This window comes from Bradyrhizobium sp. AUGA SZCCT0182 (assembly GCF_018130185.1).
Lineage (GTDB): Bacteria > Pseudomonadota > Alphaproteobacteria > Rhizobiales > Xanthobacteraceae > Bradyrhizobium.
In genome coordinates, this window is the sequence record NZ_JAFCLY010000016.1 from 62,342 (window position 1) to 76,277 (window position 13,936).

General features: G+C 65.2%; 11 protein-coding genes and 1 pseudogene. 9 read left to right on the plus strand and 3 right to left on the minus strand.

The features are described 5' to 3' along the window. The first annotated feature begins 63 nt into the window (after positions 1-63). The 7 genes from torT (at position 64) to JQ611_RS18490 (ending at position 8,534) form a co-directional block, all read left to right on the plus strand. Entirely contained in the window at positions 64-1,161 is a 1,098-nt protein-coding gene (torT, locus tag JQ611_RS18460; RefSeq protein ID WP_212263749.1) for a TMAO reductase system periplasmic protein TorT, read from the plus strand. A 79-nt stretch (positions 1,162-1,240) separates the two neighbouring features. Further along, positions 1,241-2,779 (plus strand): sugar ABC transporter ATP-binding protein, encoded by a 1,539-nt coding sequence (locus JQ611_RS18465; protein WP_212466195.1) that lies wholly within the window; start codon positions 1,241-1,243, stop codon positions 2,777-2,779. Next, the gene (locus JQ611_RS18470) at positions 2,776-3,795 is read left to right on the plus strand and encodes an ABC transporter permease (RefSeq protein ID WP_212466196.1); all 1,020 of its coding nucleotides are present in this window, start codon (positions 2,776-2,778) and stop codon (positions 3,793-3,795) included. Before JQ611_RS18465 ends, JQ611_RS18470 begins: the two co-directional genes overlap by 4 nt. Beyond that, positions 3,788-4,801 (plus strand): ABC transporter permease, encoded by a 1,014-nt coding sequence (locus tag JQ611_RS18475; RefSeq protein ID WP_212466197.1) that lies wholly within the window; start codon positions 3,788-3,790, stop codon positions 4,799-4,801. Before JQ611_RS18470 ends, JQ611_RS18475 begins: the two co-directional genes overlap by 8 nt. Next, the gene (locus JQ611_RS18480; RefSeq protein WP_212466198.1) at positions 4,798-5,673 is read left to right on the plus strand and encodes a xanthine dehydrogenase family protein subunit M; all 876 of its coding nucleotides are present in this window, start codon (positions 4,798-4,800) and stop codon (positions 5,671-5,673) included. The genes JQ611_RS18475 and JQ611_RS18480 overlap by 4 nt, the downstream gene beginning before the upstream one ends. Positions 5,674-5,697: 24 nt before the next feature. Beyond that, complete coding sequence (locus JQ611_RS18485; protein WP_212412691.1) at positions 5,698-6,156, plus strand: (2Fe-2S)-binding protein; 459 nt, start codon at positions 5,698-5,700, stop codon at positions 6,154-6,156. 14 nt (positions 6,157-6,170) lie between these two features. Then, a complete protein-coding gene (locus JQ611_RS18490; RefSeq protein ID WP_212466199.1) occupies positions 6,171-8,534 on the plus strand; it encodes a xanthine dehydrogenase family protein molybdopterin-binding subunit in 2,364 nt (787 codons plus the stop codon). A 181-nt stretch (positions 8,535-8,715) separates the two neighbouring features. Here the strand turns inward: JQ611_RS18490 and JQ611_RS18495 are convergent, their stop codons facing one another. After that, the gene (locus tag JQ611_RS18495) at positions 8,716-10,641 is read right to left on the minus strand and encodes an FAD-binding monooxygenase (RefSeq protein WP_212466200.1); all 1,926 of its coding nucleotides are present in this window, start codon (positions 10,639-10,641) and stop codon (positions 8,716-8,718) included. Positions 10,642-10,770: 129 nt separating this feature from the next. Here JQ611_RS18495 and JQ611_RS18500 point away from each other — a divergent pair, with 129 nt between their 5' ends. After that, positions 10,771-11,253, plus strand: coding sequence for a MarR family winged helix-turn-helix transcriptional regulator (locus tag JQ611_RS18500; RefSeq protein ID WP_212263741.1), 483 nt, complete (start codon positions 10,771-10,773; stop codon positions 11,251-11,253). Between the two features lie 98 nt (positions 11,254-11,351). Here the strand turns inward: JQ611_RS18500 and JQ611_RS18505 are convergent, their stop codons facing one another. Continuing rightward, positions 11,352-11,558, minus strand: a complete 207-nt coding sequence (locus JQ611_RS18505; RefSeq protein ID WP_212263740.1) for a hypothetical protein — start codon at positions 11,556-11,558, stop codon at positions 11,352-11,354. Between the two features lie 25 nt (positions 11,559-11,583). Here JQ611_RS18505 and JQ611_RS18510 point away from each other — a divergent pair. After that, a pseudogene (locus JQ611_RS18510) lies at positions 11,584-12,387 on the plus strand (LysR substrate-binding domain-containing protein); the annotation flags it as partial. Positions 12,388-12,474: 87 nt separating this feature from the next. Here JQ611_RS18510 and JQ611_RS18515 read toward each other — a convergent pair. Further along, the gene (locus tag JQ611_RS18515) at positions 12,475-13,932 is read right to left on the minus strand and encodes an amidase family protein (protein WP_312012026.1); all 1,458 of its coding nucleotides are present in this window, start codon (positions 13,930-13,932) and stop codon (positions 12,475-12,477) included. Positions 13,933-13,936: the final 4 nt, after the last annotated feature.

A 13,936-nucleotide genomic window follows, 5' to 3' on the forward strand; every position in this document is an offset into this window, starting at 1 on the left:
ATGCAAATGGGGAGCCGAACTCGTCGGCCCTCGCCCTTTCATTCGAACCATGAGGATAGAGCTATGACCAGTACGACGTACCTTCCCGTCAACCGGCTTCGGCCGATCCGCTCCACGCTCTGCATCGCCGCGGGCCTCGCACTTGCGGCGATCTCGCCCGCCGCGGCCGAGACGCCCTGGTTTCCGATGAAGGTCTACGACGCCTCGTCCGGCACACCGAAGCCGGCGGAGTACACACCGCTGCCGAAGGCCGAGAAACCCTACAAGCTCTGCGTCCTGTTCCCGCATATGAAGGACAGTTTTTGGGTGGCGGTCGCCTACGGCATCGTCAAGCAGGCCGAGACAATGAACGTCAACATGACCCTCTACGAGGCCGGTGGCTATGAGAACCTGCCGAAGCAGCTCTCGCAATTCGACGATTGCATGGCGAGCGGCGCCGACGCGATCATCGTCGGCGCGATCTCCGGTGCGGGTCTCAGCAAGAAATTCGAGGAAGCCAAGGCCAAGGGCGTGCCGGTCGTCGGTGTCGCCAACCCGCTGCCGCCCAACGCCCTGCCCGCCGCGATCTATGTCGACTTCGTCGCCATGGGCGGGGTGACCGGCGAAGGCCTGCTGGCGCAGGCCAAGCCCGACGCCAAGCTCAACATCGTGACATTCCCGGGCCCCGCCGGCTCGGGCTGGGCGGAATCCTTCAACGAAGGTTTCAAGAAGGCGGTGGCGAAGAATCCGAACGCCAAGGTCCTTGCCGAGAAGTTCGGCGACTCCGGCGTTGCGGTCCAACTCCAGTTGATTCAGGACGCGCTGCAGGCCTACCCGGGCATGAACGTGATCTGGGGCACCGCACCCACCGCTGAAGCGGCGATCGGCGCGGTCGCGGAAGCCGGCCGCAGCGACATGAAGATCATGTCCTCCTACGAGAACCAGGCCATGCTCGATGCACTGAACCGCGGCGACGTCCTCGCCTTTGCGACCCAGTACCCGGTCGGCGAAGGCGCCGTCTCGGTCGATCAGGCGGTGCGTTTGATCGAGAAGAAACCCGTGATGAGTCTGGCTCAGCCGTTGGCCTCGGCCGTCGACAAGACCACCGTGCCGAAGCTGCAGATGGGCCTCGTGCTGGCGCCCGGAAGCTGGAAGCCGGTCTACTCGGTCAAGGCCAAGTAAAGCCTCAAGTAAGCTCCGGCAACACACCGGCGGGAGACAAGCGCTCCCGCCTGCTTACCGGCCGCCTGCGGAGACGGGGATGGATGTCGACATCGACTTGAAGCAGACCGGGCCCCTGCTCGCATTGCGGGGGATCTCAAAACGATTCACCGGCGTCCGCGCCCTCGACCGGGTCGATCTCGATGTCCGTGCCGGCGAACTGCATGTGCTGTTCGGCGAGAACGGCGCCGGCAAATCGACCCTGATCAATGTGGTGTCAGGGACGTTTCCGCCCGACGAAGGCACATTCCATTTCGGCGGCGAGGAAATCCGCCACCTCACGCCGCAGCGGGCGCGCGCGATCGGCATCAGCCCGGTGTTCCAGGAATTCTCGCTGGTTCCAAGCCTCACGGTGGAAGAGAACCTGTTCCTCGGCCGCGAAGTCTCGAGCAGCGGCGTGTTGCGGGCGCGCGAGATGCGCAAGCGGGCCCGGGCGCTGATCGACGAACTCGGCTTCGACCTTGATCCATCGCAGCGCGTCGACGATCTCTCGCGCGCGCACCAGCAGATGACGGAGATCGCCAAGGCGCTGCTCGGCCGGGTGCGTCTGCTCATCCTCGACGAGCCGACCGCCTCGCTGACGGAGCGCGAGACCGGACGGCTGTTCGAGCTGATTGCCCGGCTGAAGAGCCAGAATGTCGGGCTGATCTATGTTTCACACCGCATGCGCGAGATCCGTGCGCTTGCCGACCGCGTCACCGTGCTGCGCGACGGCCGCCATATCCGCACCCTCGATGCCGCCACGTCGACCGACGGCGAACTGGTCGAACTGATGACCGGCCGCAAGATCGACCTGCTGTTTCCGACGATCGCGCACAAGCCGGACAAGGTCATGGTCGACGTCGAAAACCTCACCTTGACCGACGGCAGCGTTCGCGACGTGAACTTCTACGCCCGGGCGGGCGAGATCACCGGCATTGCAGGCCTCGTCGGCTGCGGCAAATCGGAGCTGATCCGCGCCATCTACGGGCTGGAGCCGATGGCTTCGGGCGTAGTCCGGATCGATGGCTTGCGCTACGAATTCCCCACGCCGCGGCGCAGCCTGAAGCATGGCATCGCTTACTTCCCCGCCAACCGGATCGCCGAAGGGCTCGCGCTGTCGCGCCCGATCCGCGAGAACGCCTCGATGACCGGACTAGACCTGCCCGCGTTCGCCCGCTTCGGCGTGCTGCGACAGGCTGCGGAGCGCATCGCGATCGCCGGCATCATGGAGCAGTTGCAGCTCAGGCCGCCCAACATCGAGCGGGCCGCAGGCGCGCTGTCCGGCGGCAACCGCCAGAAGGTGATGCTCGGGCGCGCGCTGACGCGCGAGCTGACCGTCTTCCTGTTCGACGAGCCGAGCGTCGGTATCGACGTCGGTGCCAAGCTCGAGGTCTACGAATTCATGAAGCGCCTCGTCGAGGCCGGCGCTGCGGTCATCGTGGTGTCGTCCGAATTGCCGGAGGTGCTGGCGCTGTCGAACCGGCTCTACGTCATGCACCATGGCCGGGTCGCTGCCGAGCTGAAGGGCGCCGAGAAGACCGAGCAAAACGTGCTTGCGAGTTTCTTCCGCGATCATCTTGCGGCGGAGGTGGCATGAGCACGGCCCTCACCGCCACCCAACCTCGGACTTCCATCGGCTCTGGCCGATCGATCGCCGGACGGATCGGATTGCTGCCAGCGCTGCTGGTCGCGCTCGTCGCCGGCATGTCGGCGATCGATCCCCAGTTCTACGGCATCATCAACATCCTCAACATCCTGCGCAACGCGTCGTTTCTCGCGATCGTCGCTTGCGGCCAGGCGCTCGTGATCATCGCGGGCGGTTTTGACCTCTCGGTCGGCGCCGTCGTCGCGCTCGCCAGCGTGGTGACCGCAAAGACCATGGCGGCCGCGGCAGTCGCGTTTCCCGGCAACAACGCCCTCATCATCGCAAGCGGCGTCGCGGCCGGGCTCGGCTGCGGACTGCTGGTCGGGCTCGTCAACGGCTTCTGCGTGGCGAAGCTCAAGGTCTCGGGCTTCGTGGTGACGCTCGGCACGATGTCGGCGACCGCCGGCGTCGGCCTCATGATCACCAGCGGCATCCCGGTCTACGGCATGCCCGAGGCTTTCGTAAAAGGTTTTGGGCGCGCCCAGGTGCTCGGCCTGCCGACCGCTGTCTACCTCGCACTCGCCGTCATTCTCGTGACGATGTTCGCGCAGCGGCGAACCTTGTTCGGCCGCTACGTCTATGCGATCGGTGGCAACGTCGATGCGGCCGTGGTGTCCGGTGTGTCGATCCAGCGCCATATCGTCGGAACCTATGTCCTCTCCAGCGTGCTCGCCGCCCTCGCCGGCATATTGCTGACCGCGCAGGTCGGCTCCGGCCAGGCCAGCTTTGGCGGCGACCGCATGATGCTGCAGTCGATCGCCGCCGCCGTGATCGGCGGGGTCAGCCTGCGCGGCGGCGTCGGGCGGGTCGAGATCGTCGCTATCAGCGCGCTGTTTCTGACCATCCTCGGCAACGCGCTCAACCTCCTGCACATCGACTCCCGCCTGCAGCCGGTATTCCTCGGCGTCATCATGGTAGCGGCGGTGGCGCTGGACGAACTCAGCCGACGGAGGAAGTCCCGTGTCTGACCTCGAATTGTCGGTCGCCGCCAAGGACACCGGTCAAACGAGATGGCTTCCGGCCGAATGGCTCTGGAGCGCGATGCTGCCGATCGCGCTAGTCGTGCTGCTGCTCGGCTTTGCCGCGGTCGACAGCCGGGTGCTCTCCCCGGCCAATCTGCTCAACATCGCCCAGCAGACCAGCTATCTCGCACTCTTCGCGATGGCGCAGACCGTGGTCATCCTGACACGCGGCTTCGATCTTGCCCTTGGTCCGACAGTATCGATGGTCAGCGTCGGCACCGCGCTGGCGATGGCCGGCGCTACGGCATCGGGCCACGACACGACCACCGTCCTGCTCGCCGGACTTGGCGCCGGCTTCGGCCTTGGCATCGCGTGCGGCCTGTTCAATGGCGTGGTGATCGCGCTGCTCGGCGTGAACCCCTTTGTCGCAACCCTCGGCAGCTACAATATCGCGATCGGCGTCGCGACGACGCTGTCGGCCGGACGGCCCGTGCAGGGCGTACCTAGCACCTTCTCGCAGATCTTTTACGGCGGCAACATATTCGGTGTCCCCGCCGCCATCGCAATCACCGTCGCGATCGGCATCGTGCTGCAACTGATGCTGGCGCGTACCGTCTTCGGTCGCTCGCTCTACATCATCGGCACCAACCCGCGCGCCGCAGCGGTGGCGGGCTTGCCGGTGAAGCGCATCCTGGTTCTCACCTATGTGCTGTGCTCGGCCCTCGCCGCCCTCGGCGCCATCATGATGACGGCGCGCACCGGCTCGGGCGAACCTAATCTCGGCGGCTCGCTGTCGCTGCAGGCGATTGCAGGCGCCGTGGTCGGCGGAACGAGCCTCGCCGGCGGACGCGGCGGGGTCGGCACCGCCGTGCTCGGCGCCTTGTTCGTCACAATCCTCTCCAACGGCATGAATCTCACCCGCATCGACGGGTACGTCCAGATGGTCGTGCTGGGCGCGATCGTCATCATCGGCGTGCTGCTCGATCGCCTGCGACTGGAGCGGCGCCAATGACGACTAATCCCCTCCTGCAAAGCGGTCCGGCGGGATCGTTCTACGTCGCGCCCTCGCTGCCGGCAGCACTCGATGCGCTGAGCGACTACGGCACCGCTGGCGCTCCCTTTGCCGGTGGCACCTGGATCATGCGGTCTCCGATCCGGCACGAGCAGCTCAAGGCGCACTATGTCGCGATCGGGAAAATCCCCGAACTGAGCGCGGTCAAGATCGGCACCGACACGATCGAGATTGGCGCCGCGGTGACACACGCGGCGTTGGCTCTGGCTTTGGCCCGTCTCCCCGAGTTCGGCGTGCTCACAGCGGCGGCCGGCCGCGCCGCCAATCCGGCGATCCGCGCGATGGCGACGATCGGGGGCAACCTCTCGGCAACGGCGTTCGCCGCGGCGGATTGTGTGCCGGCGCTGCTCTGCCTCAACGCCGAGGTCGAAATTGCCAGCCGAAACGATCGTGAGCGGATCAATCTGGAACAGTTCCTCAGGATGCGATCGACACTCGCACCCGGCCGGCTGCTCACGCGGATCGTCGTGCCGCGGAACGCGCGCAAGACCGCGCATGCGCGCCTGCCACTGCGCCAGTCGGGCGACTACCCGGTCGCCATCGTCAGCCTCGCGGTGGCGATCGATCCGGCAAACCGTGTGCAGGCCGTTCGGATCGCCGTCGGTTCGGTCGAACCGGCTGCGCGCCGCTGGGTCCGCCTCGAAGCGGCGCTGCTCGGCCACGTGCTGGATCCGGTACAGGCTACCAAGGTCGCGGCCGAACTGGCCGATGAATTCACCGGCCGCGACAGCGTCGAGGTGCCGGCTTGGTACCGCGTGAGCGTGTTGCCAAGCCTTGTGCGTCGCGCTGCCGTCGCCGCGCTTGGCAGCTGAGCGCCGATGATGATGGAGGTGAACATGGCCCTGAGCTTGAACGTCAACGGCGATCGTCGCGGCTTCACCGCCGATCCCGTCACGCCGCTGGTCGACGTCCTGCGCGAGGAGTTTCACCTGACCGGCGTCAAGCCGGTCTGCCGCGAGGGCTTTTGCGGCGCCTGTATGGTGCTGGTCGACGACAGGCCCACTTTGTCGTGTCTGATGCCCGCGGCGCTCGCGCAGGGTTGCGAGGTCCGCACCGTCGAAGGCCTCGCCGCAAATGGCACATTGAACCCGATTCAGCAGGCGCTCGAGGCTTGCGACGCCGTGCAATGCGGCATGTGTTTTCCCGGCATGGTGGTGACCCTGACGCATCTGATGAAGGCGACGCCCGGCGCAACGCGCGACGACGTCCGCTCCGCGCTGACCGGCAACATCTGCCGGTGCACCGGATATGAGAGCATCGTCGAAGCGGCCGTGCGGGCGCTCACCGCGACATGATGGGAGGCCCAGCGATGGCCGACGTTTCCGCAACCATGGATTTCCGACGCCGCGATGCCGGCGACAAGCTGCGCGGCCACACGCGCTACACCGTCGATCGCTATCTACCGGGCATGTTGCACGCCGCGGTGCTACGCGCCAACGTCCCCTCGGGACGCATCGTCCGCCTCGACACCGCCAAAGCCGCGCGCATGCCCGGCGTGCGCGCGGTGGTGACAGCCGCCGACGCACCCGGCACGATCGGAATCGGCATCGCCGATCATCCGCTGTTTGCTCGCGACGTGGTCCGCTACGACGGCGAACCGCTGGCCGCCATCGCCGCCGACACGTTTGCCCAGGCCCAGGCGGCCCTCGCGGCGATCGAGGTCGAGATCGCGCCCGTGACGGCCGTGCTCACCATGGCAGAGGCGCTTGCGCCTGAAGCGCCCCTCGTTCATCCCGACTGGCGCGCGTACGAAGTCCTGTTCGAAGGCGGGGCACGCGAAGGTAACGTCGCCTGGGAAGCGACCGTGGTCCGCGGCGATGTTGATGGCGCCTTCGCACGGACTGACGTTGAGATCATCGAGAGCGCCTTCCGCGTCGGCCGCCAAAACCATGTCGCCTTCGAGCCGCGCGCGGTGGTCGCAAGCTACGAAGACGGACGCTTCCATATCGAGACCTCGACCCAGGTTCCCTGGGGCATCCGCAACGCAACCGCACGGCTCCTCGGTGTCGCCGCATCGCAGGTGCGCGTCACGGTGCCACCGGTCGGCGGCGGCTTTGGCCTCAAATTCGATCTTGCCGTCGAACCCTTCGCCGCGCTGCTCGCCCGCGCCAGCGGCCGGCCGGTCCGGTTGGTCAACTCGCGGGAGGAGGAGATGCTGACCTGCCTGTTCCGCGAGAATGCCGAGATCCGCATTCGCTCGGCGGTGACACGCGAAGGCGAGATCGTCGGGCGCGAAGCCGTCGTCCTGATGGACTGCGGGGCGTATGGCGGAGAACAGATCTTCCTGACCACCATGACCGCGCACACGCTCGGCGGCAACTACCGGCTCGGCGCGGTGAGGCTGGTCTCGCGTGCGGTCTACACCAACACCGCTCCGAACGGAGCGTTCCGCTGCTGCAACGGCGTCTACAACACCTTCGCGTTGGAGCGGCACACCGACGAGATCGCCGCCCGGATCGGCATGGATCCCCTCGCCTTCCGCCGCCGCAACGTGCTCGGCGATGGCGATCTCGGCGCCACCGGGCAGGTGTTCGAGGGCGACGTGCTCGGCCCGATGCTCGCGCGGATGGACACGCTACGCGACGCGGCCGCCCCGCCCCGCAAGCTTGCCGACGGTCGGCTGTTTGGCCGCGCCACCACGGTTGGAACCTGGTTCGTCTTTGTCGGTCCTTCGGCGGCAACCGTGAACATGAATGCCGATGGCACGGCCACGCTCGTGACGTCAGGCGTCGAGATCGGCTCCGGCTCGATGATGCAGAGCCTTCCGCAGATCGTCGCCAGTACGCTCGGCATTGACCCAGAAAACGTGATCGTGCGCGCCGCCGACACCGATGCGGCTGGCTACGATGTCGGCGTCGGCGGCGGCCGCACCACGGTCGCGCTCGGCGCAGCCAGTCTTTCGGCCGCGCAGGAAGTACGCACAAAGCTGCTCAAGGTCGCCTCTGACATGATCGAGGCGGCACCGGAAGACCTCGTGATGCGGCAGGGACGAATCGAGATCGCGGGCGCGCCCGGTTCGGGCCGCACGGTCGCCGAGGTCGCGACCCGCGCCCAGGCCCAGATCGGACCGGTCTCCGGCACCGGCGCCTTCACCGGAGCCGGCGTGCCGGCGATGCCGGGATGCGTCGCCGGCCACTTCATCGACGCGATCGACATCCCCGTATTCGCTGTCCATGATTGCGAGGTCGCCGTCGACGGAGAGACCGGGCATGTCGAAGTGCTCAGCTATCGCGTCGTCCAGGATGTCGGCCGCGCACTGAACCCGCGCGCGATCCAGGGCCAGATCCAGGGCGGCGTCGTGCAGGGACTGGGCTATTCCTTGCACGAAGAGGTCACGATCGGCACCAACGGCCGCGTCAACCAGAACGGATTCGAAACCTACCGCGTGCCGCTGGCGCTCGATGTCGTGCCGGTCGAAATCAGCCTCTACGAGGGTGCGCCGTCAATCGGACCGCTCGGTACCAAGGGTGCCGGCGAAGTGCCCATCCTCAATGTCGGCGCGGCCATCGCATGCGCGGTTGCTAACGCAACGGGTAAGCGCGTCCAGGAGCTGCCACTCACGCCACCGCGCGTGCTCGAACTGCTCCTCGACCAGAAGCCAGACCTCTCGCTGCCCCACATTGCCGAAGACTGGATGGATAATCTGGTACGCCCGCACGGTACTACCGGATAGAATTGAACGAAGACTGCGATCGCAGCTTTGCTGCCAGGCGTCCCCCTTGGCAGGTGAGCAAGCACCAGTTTCAGGACGAGATAAGAAAAGCAGCGTGCTCAACAGCCGCCGCTAGACTAGACACAGCTCGAGATGCACAACGAAGACGTCCTCAAAACTTCAATTCGGGCGTTGGCTGCGTTCAGTCCGGTTGGGTCATGAAGCCATCGAAGAATGTCGTGAGCGGCCCATAGCCATCGAGCGGCAGAACGTGCGCCACGTACTGGTCTGGCCGCACAACCACCATGCATCCCCGTTCGCGATCGATGCCACGCATCGTGAAGATATCGTTGCCGCCTGTCAGGCCGGCGCAGAACATTTTCTCGTAGTCGCGAAGTCCATATCGTCCCTTCCCCGGCAGCAGGAAGGACGGCATCGCCTCGATAGCGAGCGCATGATGATGCTGCTGGAAAACCGCGCGAACATCGATCACCGAGTCGATGTCCTCACCATCAGGGGTGTATTTCCGCACAGGAGAGTCCTGCGCCTCGCCGAGGAAGTCGCACAGGGCCCGGATGCCGGAGTTGGGCGCCGCAGGATCCTCCGCGCCGGTAAAGGCAAAAATGCGCCAGCGTCCGTCCGCCCTGACCGCGTGGCCGAGGTGAACCGGCTTGGCGTCGGCCACACGGATGACCGGCGCGGAATGAAAGCGCATGCCGATCGTCAGCCCCTTGGCCAGATGCTGATGGGTTGGCTCGCCGGTCAGGATCGAGGGCCGGTAACGGGCCGCGGTTCCGGCGGTGTAGCGCCCGTGACTCACAAAGTATCCCTGCGTCTCGGCCGGATCGAACCCCTCGCTCGACGCGAGCAAGGCGGCCCATTCGCGGTCGAAATCAATCAGTTCCTTGGCGATCGCCTGGCGTTCGGCCGAATAGCTGTGCAGGAGGCTGGGCGCGCATCGCTTCCGCAAGACAGCCGCCAGCTTCCATCCGAGATTGAAACCGTCCTGCATGGATACGTTCATGCCCTGGCCCGCTTTCGGGCTGTGGGTGTGGCAGGCGTCGCCGGCGATGAACACACGCGGCAGACGTTTCGCGACGTCCGCTTCCGGCACGTCATCGAACTTGTCGCACAGGCGCTGGCCGATCTCATAGACCGACCACCACGGAACCTCTTTCACGTCGAGCGAATAGGGCTTGAAAATGCGCCGCGCCGCCGCGATCAGGTCGTCGGCCGTGATGTTACGATTGGAAATCCTCTCGCCGGCATCGAGCTTGTCGAGTTCGATGTACAGCCTGAAAAGATAACCGCCTTCGCGCGGAATGATGATGATGCTGCCGTGGTTGGCGGACTGTATCAATGACTTGAAGCGGACGTCCGGAAAGTCGGTGACGGCCAGCACGTCCATGACGCCCCAGGCATGGTTGGCGGAGTCGCCGCGCAGCGTGCGCCCGATGCTCGCGCGCACCGTGCTGCGCGCGCCGTCGCAGCCCACCACATAGCGCGCCTTGATGGTCTCGATCTGTCCTTCGTGCGCGGAATCGAGCCGTTCGAATCTCGCGGTCACCTGATGGGGACCGGCATCGTCGCCGGAGGTGGCAGCAGGGTCGATCTGAAGATCGAGCAGGCGCCGCGCATAATACGGCTCGAGCCGCGACGGCGATTTGCGCATGACGTCGAGGTAGAAATCATGCACCCGCGCCTGGTTCAGGACCACATGCGGAAACTCCGACAGCCCGTCTTCGGTGTCCTGCACCCGTCCGCTGCGGACGATGTTGTCGGGCTGCGCAGCGTCGGGCTTCCAAAAGGTCGTCTCGTTGATCCAGCAGGCTTCCTTCAGCACACGCTCGCTGAAGCCGTAGGCTTCGAACATCTCCATCGTGCGGCAGGCAACGCCATCAGCCTGGCCGCGGAGCAAAGGGCCCGGCTTCTGTTCAACGATGCAGGTCTTGATATCGGGAAAGGCGGACAGTTGAGCCGCCAGCGTCAGCCCGGCCGGACCGCAGCCGACGATGAGGATGTCGACCTCCGCCGGAATGGCGCCGGCAGATCCTGACGCAACAACCCGTTGTGCAGGGTCTTGAATCTCGGGGTCGCCGGGTTCGAATCCGTTCAGATGAAATTGCACGAAACCCTCCCCGCGCCTGACGCGACTTCCGGGCCGTCAGCTTGCTGGGGCTCCAAAAAGTCGTTGCCGAATTTAATCAGTATGCTTATTATCAGTATACTTGTCAAGCGAGCAACCTGGAGGGTTTTGGTGACCGAGAACGACGACAAGCCGGGGCACCTGGCGCGCCGGTTCCAACAGATTGCGGTGGCGGTCTTCCATGCCGCGGTCGAGGAAGCCGGCTATGACCTCACCCCAGTTCAATACGCAGCGCTCACCACCATCGGGACGCAACCGGGAATCGATCAGGCGACGCTTGCCGGGTTGATCGCCTATGACAGGACGACCATCACCGGCGTTGTGGATCGGCTGGTGCAGAAAGGCTTGCTGGTTCGGCTGGCTAGCCGCACCGACAGGCGCGCCCACGCGTTGCAGGTCACCGATGAAGGACATCGGACGCTCGACGGGATAGAGCCGGCAGTCGAGGCTGCACAGCGGATCTTGTTGGCTGGCCTGTCCAATGCCGAGGCCGCGACACTCATGCGGCTCTTGCGCAAGGCCATCGCCGCCGGCAACGAACTTAGCCGCGCCCCGCAGCAAACGGCTTTGACAGATGCCGCCAGAAAGAAATAGCTTCGTTCGTCAGGCAGCGACGACAGGAAGCCCACGGTCCCCTACTCGGCGCGCGTGTTGACAAGCCTTAATCCGGTCGTTTCCTGCCGACGTCCAGCTTAAATCGCACTGACTGCTATCTTTTTTGGCTTGCTGCTTAATCCGTGATCGCTGGCGCGCGAATCTTTCGAGAACAGGACGCGGCGCTCCGCGCCAGTCGTAAGCACACCCCGCTCTTTATCAGCACCGGCCCAGGACTCCTTATTTTCCCACCCAAGCACGAAAATTGCATAGAACGGCCCTGCCTGCACAGCGAGCAACGCCATGAACCTTATCAATCTGGACATCCGCATGCTGCGTTCGCTGATGTCGGTCGTCGAAACCGGCAGCATCACCGAGACGGCGCGGCGGCTTGGTCGTACCCAACCCGCGATTACCCTTCAGCTACAGCGGCTGGAGGAGCTCACCGGAAAGGCGATTTTCATTCACGAGGGCCGCCGGCTGTTTTTGACGGCGGAAGGCGAGACGGTCCTGAGTTACGCACGATCGATCGTCGGATTTCACGACGAAATGTTGTCGCAACTCGCCTCTCCGGACATCGAGGGTCACGTGGTGCTCGGCACCCCGGACCTCTATGCCGCCTTCATGCTCCCCTCGATCCTGAGGATTTTCCGCAAAGCCTTTCCGCGCGTTCAGCTGGAGCTGAACTGCTCTCTTTCGACACCACTCGTCGGATGCGTGAAGCGCGGCGAAGTCGATATCGCGCTGGTGACCCGCATGAACGATTTCACCGGCGGACTGGTGGTGCGGCAGGAGCAGTTAGTCTGGATGACCGGGGAGCAATCCACGGCGCATAACGAAAAGCCGATCCCCCTGGCGCTGCTGCCGCCGGGCAATATCTTTCGCGACCATGCGATCGAACGGCTGGAAGCATCAAGACTCCGATGGCGCATTGCCTGCGTCAGTCCCAGCGTCGGCGGTTTGCAGGCCGCCGCTTTCGCCGGCATGGCGGTCACCGTCCTCGGCCGCTCCGCACTGGTGCGCAACATGCGCGAGATCGGCGACAAGGAAGGGCTGCCGCCGCTACCGAAAGTCGATCTCCTGCTGTACAAGTCCCCGACCGCGACATCAAAGGCCGCGAGCGCCCTGCACGACTATCTCGCACACTATCTCAATCTCGAAGACGAGCTCCTGCTGGGCAAGGAGCTTCCGCTATCCGAAAGCGACAGCAGCGCCAGCCGATCAGCTCATCTGGGGCCGAAACTCGGCCCAGGGCCGCGCCCGCTCGAAGGCGGCGGCGATGCGGATGATGAGCCCCTCCTCGAGCCACGGCGCGATAATCTGAAGTCCAATCGGAAGCCCGTCGCTGTCGAAACCGCAAGGAATCGTGGCGGCCGGCAGCCCGGTCAGATTTATCGGCCAAGAGAACGGCGACCAACCTAGGTGGCGGTCGACGGCAACGCCGTCGACTTCATCGACCCCAAGTGCACCGGCCGGAAATGCCGTCACGGCCACCGTCGGCGTGACGATCGCATCGACCTTGCCAAACATTTCCAAAAACGAACCGCGCAGGCTGTTGCGGCGATAGCTGGCCTCGACATATTGGACGCCGCTATACACTGCGCCCTTCGCCACGACGTCACGGTAGTCGCCATCCGAGCCTGCGAGCGCGCTGGCGTCGCTGGCCGCGACGGCTGCGGCCTGCTCGGTGTAAGCGATCGGCTTCAATATTCGTTCGAGCATATCAGGTTCGAAATGAACGCAATCCGGAACGATGCTGGCTCCAAGCGAATCGAGCGTCTCAACCGCCGACTGAAAGGCCTTGCGAATGTCGGGCGCCACCGCCGCATAGCCGAAGTCGACACTGCTTCCGATCCTGATCCCGTCGAGCTTTACCGCTGTGGCGTCAAAGCTGCGCGTCGGCACCGGCAGGCTGGCGGCATCACGCAGATCGTGGGCGGCGATCACTTCGAGAAGCAGGGCCGCGTCGGCGACCGTACGCGCAATCGGTCCGGTATGTGCGAGCGACGCCCATGACGGCGGCGAGAAGCCCGGCGACCTCGGAACCAGCCCAAAGGTCGGCTTGATGCCGACCACGCCGCAGAAGGAGGATGGCACGCGTATCGATCCGACTCCGTCGGTGCCGATCGCGAGCGGCCCGCATCCGGCAGCGACCGAGGCCGCGGCCCCGCCACTCGATCCGCCACTGGTCCGTTTCGTGTTCCAGGGGTTGCGCGTGATACCGGACACCGGGCTGTCGGCCGTCAGCTTGTAACCGGATTCGCAAGTCGTGGTCTTGCAAGTCACGATTGCACCTGCCGCCTTCAAGGCCGCAACGGCCGCGCCATCGACGGTCGGCACCAGATCCCTGTTGGCGGGCGCGCCTCCGAGCGCGCGCACGCCGGCGACATAGACAAGGTCCTTGATGCTGACCGGCACGCCGGTCAGTTTTCCTGCCGGCTGCCCCGCGGACCAGGCAGCTGTCGCCACGTCAGCCGCCTTGCGCGCCTGATCATAGGTCGCGGTCACGACCACGTTGCAGGATGCATTGGTCAGTTCCAGTGCGGCAATCACATCCTCGATGACGTCGCGCGGCGTGAACCGCCTGGTGCGATAGCCCTCCAGTAATTCGACGGCTGACAGCCTGGCCAACGCATTGGCTTCAGTGGCGCCGTCGGCGCGGGCCTTTCCTGCTTTCACGGCA

Bases quoted from the DNA above. Each gene is read 5' to 3' on its own strand.
- JQ611_RS18480 (WP_212466198.1), top strand. From the start codon at position 4,798: ATGACGACTAATCCCCTCCTGCAAAGCGGTCCGGCGGGATCGTTCTAC.
- JQ611_RS18465 (WP_212466195.1), top strand. From the start codon at position 1,241: ATGGATGTCGACATCGACTTGAAGCAGACCGGGCCCCTGCTCGCATTG.
- JQ611_RS18485 (WP_212412691.1), top strand. From the start codon at position 5,698: ATGGCCCTGAGCTTGAACGTCAACGGCGATCGTCGCGGCTTCACCGCC.
- JQ611_RS18470 (WP_212466196.1), top strand. From the start codon at position 2,776: ATGAGCACGGCCCTCACCGCCACCCAACCTCGGACTTCCATCGGCTCT.
- JQ611_RS18490 (WP_212466199.1), top strand. From the start codon at position 6,171: ATGGCCGACGTTTCCGCAACCATGGATTTCCGACGCCGCGATGCCGGC.
- JQ611_RS18505 (WP_212263740.1), bottom strand. From the start codon at position 11,558: ATGGCGTTGCTCGCTGTGCAGGCAGGGCCGTTCTATGCAATTTTCGTG.
- torT (WP_212263749.1), top strand. From the start codon at position 64: ATGACCAGTACGACGTACCTTCCCGTCAACCGGCTTCGGCCGATCCGC.